Origin of the sequence: Rheinheimera sp. EpRS3, from assembly GCF_001513785.1 — a bacterium.
Classification (GTDB): Bacteria; Pseudomonadota; Gammaproteobacteria; order Enterobacterales; family Alteromonadaceae; genus Alishewanella.
Map to the genome: position 1 here is coordinate 231,932 of NZ_LNQS01000007.1, position 11,980 is coordinate 243,911.

An 11,980-nucleotide genomic window follows, 5' to 3' on the forward strand; every position below is an offset into this window, starting at 1 on the left:
GGCTCAGCCACTGCTAATTAAACTTATAAAACCAGCATTGATAATCTTTGCTGGTTTCGTTGCTATTGCACCAGCCAGTGAAATGACCGAGCGACTGGACGCACTGGATGATCTTAAAGTCGTTGATGTAGCACAGTTTAGTGAAAAACTGGCAGCTATTGCTGAAAGCCCCGGGAAGCTGACACAGTATGAACAAGACTATGTAGAGTTACTGCAAAGCTATGAAATGTCGCTGCGTGGTGATTTCGGCGGAGCAGCAGCGATGCTGGAGTCAATGCTTGCCCGTGATACTGAAGCGGAAATTGTTTTTCGGGTTAAAGCACTGTTGGTGAATGTGTTTGCAGTAACCAGAAATTACCGCAATGCGTTTTCTTATCTTGAACAAATAAGCCGCGAAGTTCAGTCTGTAACATCAACCCGGGCAAAAGAGCACGGCCTGAGCGTGCTGGCTTATACTTATAATCAGCTGTCAGAGTTTGATATTGCCAGGTTTTATGCTCAGGTATTGATCGATAGCGCAACATCAGAAAAAACACTGTGCCATGGCAGGCATCATTTAATCGAATCGTTGTACGGGTTAGGGCAATGGGAGCTTTTCAGCACTACGGTGGAATCATCAGTAAGTCATTGTGTTAATAACCGGGAGCTGATTTTTGCTAACCTTATCCGCCTTAAATACTTTAACTATTTATTACAGACAGAACAGTACCAGCAGGCTGACAAGTATTATGATTCATTCATAGATTCAGTTACTAAAACAAATTACCCATTTCTGCTAGCAGGAGTTTTAGGCGCAGGGGCGCAAAACAGTCTGGCACTGGCAGAATACGACATTGCAGAAGAGCGGGCTAATCGCACCTTACAGCACTCGGGCGCCTCAGAGTTTAGTTTACCGGTGTTAAATGCTTATTATGTGTTATATCAGGTTAACTATACACGGCAAAATTTCAATAAGGCATTGGAATATCATGTAAAGTATACTTCTGCTCTAAAAGCGAATAGCGATGACCGCTTTGTAAGACAACAAGCCTATCATGTTGCTAAAGCGGAAATAGAAGTGAAAGATCAGCGCTTAGCCTTACTCGATAAAGATAACGAATTACTTTTTTTACAAAAAAACCTGTATCAGCAAGAAGTAAAACAAAACCGTCTTATTATGCTGTTGCTACTGCTAATCGTAGCTTTGGCCAGTTTTATGGCTTACCGCGGTATGTCCGGGCGTAGTCGCTTTAAAAAAATTGCCGAATATGATCAGTTAACCGGTATTAGTAACCGTTATCACTTTAACAACCAGGCCAAAGTAGCGCTGGACTATTGTGAGCTTGATGCGAAACCTGCAGCACTGATTTTGTTTGACCTGGACCACTTTAAAAATATAAACGATCAATGCGGCCACGCCACAGGCGATTGGGCCCTGCAACAGGTGGTAAAAACCTGTCGTAATTTTATGCGCAATAATGATGTATTTGGCCGCATTGGCGGGGAAGAGTTTGCTGTGGTGTTACCGGGCTGCCATGCTGATAAAGCTGCATTGATGGCCGAAATATGCCGTGATGCCATTGCTACTATCGATACAAAAGCCAGCGGTTGTACGTTTCCTCTTAGTGCCAGTTTTGGTGTCAGCTCTTCCGATACGTCTGGCTATCAGCTTAAACAGTTACTGGCTGATGCTGATCTTGCAATGTACAAAGCGAAGCAGTCCGGGCGGGATCAGGTATCAATGTATACAGAAGAGCTGGGCTGATTTACTGTGTAACAAGCGTCAGGTTTGGCTGAGTGCGTTAACTGCGGTAGAATCAGTGCATTATGACAATCCGGAGCTGGCGCATGGCGCAATTATCTACCCAACACGCCCAACTGCTGCAACATGGCGAATTTCTGCAACTGACTCTTTCAAACCCTGATGGCTTGCCGTCATCACAGTTTACTTTACCTGATGGCACGGCCGTCAGTATTTTCGATACCGGCGTAATATGCTTTGAGCCGGTACTCTGTGAAAGCAATACCAAAGATATCGTTCTGTCCTGTGGTGTGCACGGCAATGAAACGGCGCCGATAGAGATTTGCGCTGAGCTGGTAAAAGACCTGCTAACCGGCCAACTTCAACTTAAACACCGTCTGTTAGTGCTGTTTGGCAACCCTGCGGCTATCAACGCCGGTACACGCGAAATTAGCGAAAACCTGAACAGGCTGTTTTCCGGCCACTACAGCATGGGGGCAGGCCTGATTAACGCCGAACGCAAGCGCGCTAAGGCGTTGGAGGTGTATGTCAGCCGTTTCTATCAAGAGGCACGCGTAACTAATTCGGTGCCGCGTAACCGCTATTTATATGATTTACACACCGCTATTCGCGGCTCCCGTTTTGAGAAATTCGCGGTTTACCCGTTTTTGCATAATAAACCGTGGCAAAAGGCTGAGTTTGAGTTTTTACAGGCCTGTGATGTCACGACAGTGCTGTTAATGCAAACCCCGGCTTCTACTTTTAGCTATTACGCTTCTAATACGCATGGTGCCAATGCCTTTACCATTGAGCTGGGCAAGGTGCAGCCGTTTGGCCAGAACAATATGCGCCGCTTTAGCAAAGCACGTGCCGCGCTGCGCCAATTGGTTAGCGAAGCAGCGGTGAGCACAGTAGATTTTGATGAGCAACAATTTCAGCTGTATCAGGTGTATCGCGCAATCAATAAACAAACGCAGGAGTTTAAACTGCACTTTGCCGATGACGTAGAAAACTTCACGGCTTATCCGCAAGGCACCTTACTGGCAACAGACGGTGATATTGAGTACAGAGTAGAGCGCGAAGGTGAAGCCATTATTTTCCCCAATGCCAAAGTGGCCATAGGCCAGCGCGCTATGTTGATGGTAGTGCCCACTACAGTGGCGCACAATATCGCTTAACGGCTGATTACCGCAGTAATAAACTGCTGTAAAGAGTAAATTTAAGCTGACAGTCGTCGACGCTGCCAGCCGGGCCAAACCCGGCCGGCGGTTGCAATGCAGTTTACGTAAAGGTAAAGTTGCCGCCGATAATAATCAGAACACACCGGTGCCAGCTAACGCCAGGCACAAAACGGGGAGAGCGGTTAAAGCCGCTATACTGGACGGTAGAAGCTAAGTTCCGCCAGCCTGATACCAAGGCCGGGCTGGCGGAGCTGCCACCTGTCTGACACGTATAACAAACAAGAGACACCCTATGACTAACCCAAATAACGCCACCATTACCACGGTGCACACTGCGGAGTTTACCGCCGGTGATGCGTTAAAAATTCCTACACTACGCATTCTACGTGACGATGGCAGCCTGTACGAAGGAGCGGTAGCGCCGGAGTTGGATAAAGCCACCGCCATTAAAATGTACGATACGATGGTGTTTACCCGTGTACTGGATGAACGCATGTTAGCTGCCCAGCGTCAGGGCCGCATCAGCTTCTATATGCAGTGTTTAGGCGAAGAGGCTACTACGGTAGGCAGCGCCGCGGCATTGGCAGAGCAAGATATGATCATGGCGCAGTATCGCGAACAGGGCGCGTTGCGTTATCGTGGCTTTACGCTGGAGCAGTTTATGAACCAGCTGTTTTCCAATGAAAAGGATTTGGGTAAAGGCCGGCAGATGCCGGTGCATTACGGCAGTAAAGACATTTACTATATGACCATTTCGTCACCGCTGGGCACACAGATCCCCCAGGCCAGTGGTTATGCCTATGCACAAAAGCTGCGCGGTTTACCTAACACCACTATTTGTTACTTCGGTGAAGGTGCGGCCTCAGAAGGCGATTTCCACGCCGGCTTAAATATGGCCGCGGTACACAAGGCTCCGGTGATTTTCTTCTGTCGCAACAATGGCTATGCCATTTCCACGCCGGCCAGTGAGCAATTTGTCGGCGATGGTATTGCCTGTCGTGCAGTCGGTTACGGTATGAAAGCACTGCGGGTAGATGGTGCCGACATTTTAGCGGTGTACCAGGCCACTAAGATGGCGCGTGACCATGCACTTAAGCATAACGAGCCGGTGTTAATTGAATCTATTGCTTATCGCCTGGGCGCGCATTCTTCGTCTGACGATCCAAGTGGCTATCGCTCAAAAGAAGAAGAAGAAAAGTGGCGTCAGAACGACCCTATCGCCCGTTTCCGTTTATGGCTGGTAGAAAAAGGCTGGCTGAACGAAGCCGACGATAAAGCCACTATTGAAGCGCTGCGTACCGAAATTCTCGATGCGTTAAAAGTGGCGGAAAAAGTGGCTAAGCCCGGCATAGAGCACCTTATTTCTGACGTATACGCCGAGCCAATACCAGCATTACAACAACAATTAGATGAATTAAAAGCGCATATCCGTAATTACCCGGAAGCGTATCCGGTAACGGCGGGGAGACTAGACTAATGGCAAAGATAAACATGTTGCAGGCCATTAATAATGCGCTTGATTTAGCCATGGCCAAAGACGACAGCGTAGTGTGTTTTGGTGAAGACGTGGGCCACTTTGGCGGCGTGTTTCGTGCTACCAGCAAACTGCAGGAAAAATACGGCAAAGCACGCTGCTTTAATACACCGTTAACCGAGCAGGGCATTGCCGGTTTTGCTAACGGTATGGCAGCGCAGGGCATGAAACCGGTAGCGGAAATTCAGTTTGCCGACTATATCTTCCCGGCCTTTGACCAGATCGTTAACGAGACCGCCAAGTTCCGCTACCGCTCAGGTAATGAATTTAATGTCGGTGGTTTGGTGTTCAGAAGCCCATACGGCGGCGGTATTGCCGGTGGTCATTATCACAGCCAGTCACCGGAGGCGTATTTTGCTCATACGCCGGGTTTAAAAGTGGTGATCCCGCGTGACCCGTATCAGGCCAAAGGCCTGCTGTTAGCCTCTATTGCCTGCCCGGATCCGGTTATTTTCTTTGAACCGAAAAAGCTGTACCGTGCCTCCACCGGCGAAGTGCCGGAAGAGTACTACGAAATTGAACTGGGCAAAGCCGAGGTAACACAGCAAGGTAAAGACATTACCGTGCTGGCCTGGGGCGCGCAGATGGAAATTGTGCAAAAAGCGGTTGAGATGGCCGAAAAAGACGGCATTTCCTGTGAAGTGATAGACCTGCGCAGCATCTTGCCGTGGGATGCAGATACCGTAGCGGCGTCGGTGAAGAAAACCGGCCGTTTGCTGATTAACCATGAAGCGCCGTTAACCGGTGGTTTTGCCGGTGAAATTGCTGCCACTATCCAAAAAATGTGCTTCCTGCACCTGGAAAGTCCGATTGAACGGGTCTGTGGTATGGACACGCCGTACCCGCTGGCGCTGGAAAAAGAGTATGTGGCGGATCATTTAAAAACCTATGAAGCGATAAAACGCTCAGTTAACTTTTAACGGAGGCAGCAATGAAAAAAGATTTTATTCTGCCGGATATCGGTGAAGGTATAGTTGAGTGTGAAATTGTTGACTGGCTGGTTGCTGAAGGTGACACCATCAGCGAAGATCAACCGGTATGCGATGTGATGACCGATAAAGCTCTGGTGCAAATTCCGGCCGTGCATAACGGTGTGGTGTCTAAGCTGTATTACGCCAAAGGCGATATTGCCAAAGTGCATGCGCCGCTGTTTGAAATGCAACTGGCCGGCACTGACGACACAGCGGTTATCGCGCAGCCGGAAGCTGTTGCTGCGCCCGTAGCTGCTGCCGGTAGCGAAGATTTTATTTTGCCGGATATCGGCGAAGGCATTGTTGAGTGTGAAATTGTCGACTGGTTAGTTAAAGAAGGCGACGACATCGCAGAAGACCAGCCGGTATGCGATGTGATGACCGACAAAGCGCTGGTACAAATTCCGGCCAAGTACTCAGGTAAAGTGACTAAGCTGTATTACGCCAAAGGCGAGATTGCCAAGGTGCATGCGCCGCTGTTTGCTATGCAACATGCCGGCCTGGCATCAGCGCCGCAAGCAGCTGCTGTTACTGCAACGGCAACTGCTGCGCCGGCTAAAGCTGCCTGTGCACTACAGCAAAAAAATGACGCTGTTAGCGCTAATGCCAGCTCTAATGGTAAAGCACTGGCCAGCCCGGCAGTACGCCGTTTGGCCCGTGAGCTGAGTATTGATATCAGCAAAGTACCGGGCACTGGTGACAAAGGCCGCGTATATAAAGACGATGTCCGTGCTTTTGCCGATGGCAAAGTACAAACTGCACCTGCGCAGAATGGATCAATCAATGTTGCAACAACTACAGTAACAGCCTCTGCAACTGTAACATCAGGCGGTAGCCGTACCGAGCCGATTAAAGGCATTAAAGCGGCGATGGCACGGCAGATGGTAGAGTCGGTTTCAACCATTCCGCATTTTACTTACTGTGAAGAGATTGATTTAACTGAACTGATAGCGCTGCGTGCCGGTTTAAAAGATCAGTACGCCAAACAGGGCGTCAAGCTGACCATGATGCCGTTTTTTATTAAGGCCTTGTCGCTGGCGATTAATCAGTTCCCGATTATGAATGCCAAAGTGAACCAGGACTGCACTGAGTTGACCTATTTTGACGATCACAATATCGGCATAGCAGTAGACTCGAAAATTGGTTTACTGGTGCCGAATATCAAAGGTTGTCAGCGTAAATCTATTATTGATATTGCTAACGATTTAACCCGCTTAACCGAGCAAGCCCGTGAAGGCCGTGTCAGCCCGGCTGATTTAAAAGGCGGTACTATCAGTATCTCTAATATCGGCGCCATTGGCGGCACTGTTGCTACGCCCATTATCAATAAGCCGGAGCTGGCGATAGTAGCACTGGGTAAGGTGCAAACCTTGCCACGCTTTAATGCTAAAGGTGAGGTGGAAGCACGCCAACTAATGCAAATCAGCTGGTCGGGCGATCATCGGGTTATCGACGGTGGCACCATAGCGCGCTTTACCAACCTGTGGAAACAGTATCTGGAGCAACCTTCAGCCATGCTGGTAGCAATGCGCTGACAGACAACCGTTTGTACTTGGCAGCTAAGCTGCTTTCTGCTAAAACCCACTCATTGTAGTGGGTTTTTTTATTTTCTTTGCTCAGAGACAGCTATGCACGAATTTGATGATTTACGGGTACTGGTGCAGGCACACAGCCCGCTGATTGTAATTGAAAGTTATGAAGAACCCCGCGCGCTGTTGCTGATAAAACGGCTGGCGGTAAATTTAATGCGCCCGGTGTTTAAATGGACCATCACCGAAGGCCTGCAGCGGCTAGATACTGAGCACAGTGCCCAGGCCTTTAATGCGGATCCGACCAATTTGTTGGCGCAAATTAAAGCTACCCGCAACCCCGGCATCTTTGTGTTGTGCGATTTCCATCCGTTTTTAGTCGAGCCTAAGCATGTACGCTATATCAAGGAAATCGCTCAGGCGCATGAGCAACTGGGCCACACTATTATGCTGTTAAGCCACGCGATAGCGGTGCCGTCTGAGTTGGCCCGTTTATGTTATCGCTTTGAGCTAAGCTTGCCGTCAGATCAACAAATCCGCCAGTTAGTGCATGAAATGGCCGATAGCTATACGGTTAAACAGGGCATAACGGCAGAGCTGACACCGGATAATCTGACGCTGTTGGTACAAAATCTGCGTGGTTTAACCTTTGAAGAGGTAAAGCGTTTAGCCTACAAAGCCATTGCTGATGATGGTGCTGTTACTGCCGCAGATATTCCGCGGATTAACCGTGCCAAGTTCAGCTTGCTACAAACCGACGGTGTGCTGTCGCAGGTATTTGACAGCGTTAGCTTTAACAACGTGATTGGCCTGGCCAGCCTTAAACATTGGATAGCGCAGCGCCATCAGGCCTTTGTGGCGCAGCAAGCCGACACGCCCAAAGGGCTGTTGCTAACCGGGGTGCAAGGCACCGGCAAAAGTCTGGCGGCCAAAGCCATTGCCGGCAGTTGGGGCTTGCCGCTGCTGCGGTTGGATATGGCCGGACTGTATAACAAATACATTGGCGAAACAGAGAAAAACCTCGCCCAGGCGCTGGCGCTGGCCGATGCGATGTCGCCCTGTGTGTTATGGATAGATGAAATTGAAAAAGGCTTGTCCGGTGGCGATAGCGATAACGGCGTTACCCGGCGTTTACTGGGCAGTTTTCTGACCTGGTTATCTGAGCGTAAGTCGCAGGTTTTTCTGGTTGCCACGGCCAATAACATTCATGAACTGGCACCGGAGCTGCTGCGTAAAGGCCGCTTCGATGAAATTTTCTTTGTTGATTTACCCACTGAAGAAGAATGTTTACAGTTGCTTAAACTGCACCTGGCAAAACGTCAGCTTAACTTAACTGACGAGGCGCTGCAGTCGGCGCTGGCGCTATGCCGTGGTTTCTCCGGCGCGGAACTGGAGCAGGCGGTAGTCGGTGCCGGTTTCCGTGCCCGTGCGGATAATGCTGAATTCAGCCTGGTGCACTTAGTGGCAGAGCTGTCTGCTACCCAGCCGCTATCTGTGGTCATGGCAGAGCAGATAAATGCGCTGCGCCAATGGGCGCTTGAGCGCTGTGTTAAGGCCTAGTGCAGATGCAATATAAAAACCAGCTGCGAAACTTCTATATTCCGGAAGAGCAGTCAATTTATCTGCTTAACGCCAATGATGCCAAAAAGCTGAAAGATTGGGTGGCGCTGTGTATTTCTGAGCTGGAAAAATTGGGGTATCGCCAAATAGAGCTGATAGGCAAGGGCGCTTATGGTTTTGCCTTTGCCGGGTTGGATGGCAGCGGCCAGGCTTGTGTATTTAAGTTTTCACGCATTAATTTGCCGCAGCATATTCAGGATCGACTGGCCGATGAAGCCTATATGTTGTCACAGGTGCAACACCCGAATGTACCGCGCTATATCACCTATCAGGTGGTAAAGAAGCAGGGTATCCTGATGATGCAGCGCGGCAAGGGCATGGATTTGGAGCATTACAGCTTAAAGCACGGCCGTTTAACTGCCAGGCTGTTAATTAATATTGCCTGCCAGTTGGCAGACGTCCTGCTGGCGCTGCGCAGCCATGTTAAAGACGGCGAGCTAATACCAATAGTACACGGCGACGTTAAGCCGTCGAATTTGGTGTTTGACGAGCAAAGCGGCCTGGTCAGTTTAATTGATTGGGGCTCGTCGGTGTTTGCCCAGCTTGATGCGCAGGGCCAGTATTTATCCAACAACGTGATGCAGCTGATGTCGGCCGACTTACAAAGCACTAATGCCCGGATGGGCGATGTGTATTTTATCGGCCCGGAGCAGCGTGTCGGCGCACTGTCCAGCCCGCGCTTTGATGAGCAGGGCGTTGCTGGCACTTTGTATGCGCTGGCCTCCGGCCAGTCTTGCCGTTTTGGTAGCAAAGCGATACCTGCACGCAGCCTCGGCTTGCCGGTCGAGTTTGCTACGATGCTGGACAGTATGCTGTCAGACGATGCTCAGTTACGAGCCCAGGCTGGTGATTATTTTTTACAACATATGCCGCGGCTAAAGCATCTGGTATTGCCGGCTTTAGCGTTATTTGACGATACTGCTCTGTTGCCGGTTTGGGTAAGCCCGCAGGTTCGGGAGCTGGATACCGTGGTTTATTCTTCGCGTAAGTCGTTTTTGCGTGAGCACAGCGAAGAAGAAGGCATTGCTTATGTCGACGATGTGCAACTGGAGCGCTATTACAAAAATTATTTGCAGGGCATGGGCGAAACAGAAAAAGCCTTTGTTGCAGCGGTAAGCCGGTTGGCGCGTTTTCCGGTGGTAGGAGGCCTGGCCATTCACTGGCAAGCCGGCGGGATCTATATAGATTCCAGTCTGAATTTGTATGACGAGCGTTTGGCGCAGTCTTTTGCTTTGTCGGTAAATAATGTGGTTACGCTGGCCCGTGCTATTGCCAAGGTGGGTATTTTCAAAGCCTGTTTATTTAATGCCCGCAATACTATTCATATCAGCCGTAGCAGTGTTGCAGAGCCGTTTACGGCACCGGCAGATGCGGTTATTCCTTATCAGCTGGCGCCAGTGTTAAGTAATGAAGATGCCAGTAAACAGCACTCATACTTTGAAGATGGCAGAGATCCTGACGAGCAGCTAGTGTTGCCCGATGCCATTATGGCTGACATTGCCCAGCTTAATTTAATCCGCCATACCGGCTGTATTATTTTTGAAGTTACCGCCTTGTATATGAAAATCCATAGCTATTACCGTTTGCTGGATCCGGCAGCAGAGGCAGAATTTAACCGCTTATTGCAAGGTATTCTGACAAAAGTAACGTTAATTGGTGGTGAAGGGGTTGGCGGCTTTATGAAGCTGCCTTATAAAGATACCCGTTTTTTCAGCCATCAGGCGCAGCAACCGGTGTGTTACTATCCGTCAAATCCACATAAAATAATGAGCTGACAGCTGGCTAACTGTATAAATCTCAGCCAAACAGGCTCAGTCCACAGCTAAAACAGCTCAGGCAGGGAAATCTTTGCCCTGAAGTGGTTTAAATTCTCGGGTAAAACGAGTAATGTACGGGTTTTGAGCATTAGTCAGAAACCTATACTTCATGTCTACCGATAAAACCGCGTTATATCGTTTGCTAAACCAGCAGGCGCAGGCGTTGATCGACGGCGAAACCGATCTGATTGCCAATATGGCAAACCTCAGTGCATTGTTATTTAATCAGCTACCGGATTTAAACTGGGCTGGCTTTTATATTATGCGTGCAGGTGAATTAGTATTAGGGCCATTTCAGGGCCAGGTTGCCTGTGTGCGTATTGCTGTGGGAAAGGGTGTTTGCGGCACAGCTGTGGCAACCGGGCAAGTGCAACTGGTAAAAGATGTGCACGAATTTCCTGGCCATATTGCCTGTGATGCCGCCAGTAATTCAGAGATTGTATTACCACTGCGCCACAACGGTGACATTATTGCTGTGCTGGATATAGACAGCCCCAGCCTGGAACGGTTTGACGCAGAAGATCAAGCCGGGCTGGAACAGTTAATTGAATTGTTTGAACAGCACCTGGCTGCAACACTATGAAAGATACAATTTCTATTCACGACTATTTGTTCGACCAGGCAGATATCGGTGACTGGGAAGGTGAAGAAGAACTGGTAACTGATAAGATAAACGCTGTTTATCATGCTGTATGGCAAAGTTTACCCGAGGATATCAGCAGCACTCAGGTTGAGCAGTTATTACCCGCTATTTGGGATGAACTGCGCGGCGGCACTGTGCTGTTGGAAGCGGACGAAGATGAACTAATAGATTGGGCGTTGGCTTATGTTCGCCAACAGCTGGAAGAAGGCAAGCCGGATGCGGATGCCGCAGATGAAGAAGAGTGAAGCGTTAATGACCACCCCAACTGAACAAAATGTAAAAGCGGCAACAGTAAAAGATGTACTGGCGTATCTGGCAACACAGTTTCCAGCATGTTTTAGCCTGACCGGCGAAGCCAAGCCTTTGAAAATTGGTATTTTTCAGGACCTGGCAGAGCGCTTGCAAAACGATGCTACTGTCAGTAAAACCCAGTTACGTCAGGCACTGAGAATTTATACTTCCAGTTGGCGTTATCTGGAAGCGACTAAAGAGGGGGTTACCCGGGTAGATTTAGATGGTGTAGCCGGCGAACCGATTGACGCTTCTCAGGCCGAACATGCCAGCAAATTACTGGATGAAAGTAAGGCTAAAGCGGCTGAAAAGCGTAAAGCCAAACTGGCTGAAGCTAAGGCCAAAAATCCTCAGCCAGTAACGACAGACAAACCTGCTTACAAAAAAACACCGAACAAAAAAGCAATTCTTCCCTCTAAAAGCACTAAGGTTAATCAGAAACCTGTTTCTCAATCACAGACAGACAAAACTCCTGCACCAGCAACTGCCTTGCAGCCGGTGGTAACGGGCCAGGTTATAGTTGGTAGTAAAGTGCTGATAAAACTTGGACAAAATCCAATGCCGGCAACGGTATTGGAAGTACACAAAGACGATGTGACTGTGCAACTGGGTTCTGGTATGGTTGTGAAAACACGTCAGGACAGTTTGTTTTTGGCCTGAACAACACAGAGTAG

The 11,980-nt window shown here is 49.1% G+C and carries 10 protein-coding genes; all 10 read left to right on the top strand.

Going from position 1 to position 11,980, the window contains the following annotated elements; translation table 11 throughout:
* The first annotated feature begins 82 nt into the window (after positions 1-82).
* The 10 genes from AR688_RS08360 (at position 83) to proQ (ending at position 11,966) form a co-directional block, all read left to right on the top strand.
* The gene (locus AR688_RS08360; protein ID WP_197412171.1) at positions 83-1,744 is read left to right on the top strand and encodes a GGDEF domain-containing protein; all 1,662 of its coding nucleotides are present in this window, start codon (positions 83-85) and stop codon (positions 1,742-1,744) included.
* Between the two features lie 83 nt (positions 1,745-1,827).
* Positions 1,828-2,898 (top strand): succinylglutamate desuccinylase, encoded by a 1,071-nt coding sequence (gene astE, locus AR688_RS08365; protein WP_068231907.1) that lies wholly within the window; start codon positions 1,828-1,830, stop codon positions 2,896-2,898.
* A 295-nt stretch (positions 2,899-3,193) separates the two neighbouring features.
* Positions 3,194-4,378, top strand: a complete 1,185-nt coding sequence (locus AR688_RS08370) for a thiamine pyrophosphate-dependent dehydrogenase E1 component subunit alpha (RefSeq protein ID WP_068231910.1) — start codon at positions 3,194-3,196, stop codon at positions 4,376-4,378.
* A complete protein-coding gene (locus AR688_RS08375) occupies positions 4,378-5,355 on the top strand; it encodes an alpha-ketoacid dehydrogenase subunit beta (protein ID WP_068231911.1) in 978 nt (325 codons plus the stop codon). Before AR688_RS08370 ends, AR688_RS08375 begins: the two co-directional genes overlap by 1 nt.
* 11 nt (positions 5,356-5,366) lie before the next feature.
* Positions 5,367-6,941 (top strand): dihydrolipoyllysine-residue acetyltransferase, encoded by a 1,575-nt coding sequence (locus AR688_RS08380; RefSeq protein ID WP_068231912.1) that lies wholly within the window; start codon positions 5,367-5,369, stop codon positions 6,939-6,941.
* A gap of 93 nt (positions 6,942-7,034) precedes the next feature.
* Positions 7,035-8,495 (top strand): AAA family ATPase, encoded by a 1,461-nt coding sequence (locus tag AR688_RS08385; RefSeq protein WP_068231913.1) that lies wholly within the window; start codon positions 7,035-7,037, stop codon positions 8,493-8,495.
* A 5-nt stretch (positions 8,496-8,500) separates the two neighbouring features.
* Positions 8,501-10,330, top strand: a complete 1,830-nt coding sequence (locus tag AR688_RS08390; RefSeq protein ID WP_068231914.1) for a protein kinase domain-containing protein — start codon at positions 8,501-8,503, stop codon at positions 10,328-10,330.
* A 151-nt stretch (positions 10,331-10,481) separates the two neighbouring features.
* On the top strand, positions 10,482-10,955 hold the full coding sequence (locus AR688_RS08395) for a GAF domain-containing protein (protein WP_068231919.1): 474 nt from the start codon (positions 10,482-10,484) through the stop codon (positions 10,953-10,955).
* Complete coding sequence (locus AR688_RS08400) at positions 10,952-11,260, top strand: hypothetical protein (protein WP_068231922.1); 309 nt, start codon at positions 10,952-10,954, stop codon at positions 11,258-11,260. Before AR688_RS08395 ends, AR688_RS08400 begins: the two co-directional genes overlap by 4 nt.
* Positions 11,247-11,966, top strand: a complete 720-nt coding sequence (proQ, locus tag AR688_RS08405; protein WP_231732019.1) for an RNA chaperone ProQ — start codon at positions 11,247-11,249, stop codon at positions 11,964-11,966. Before AR688_RS08400 ends, proQ begins: the two co-directional genes overlap by 14 nt.
* Positions 11,967-11,980 lie beyond the last annotated feature (14 nt).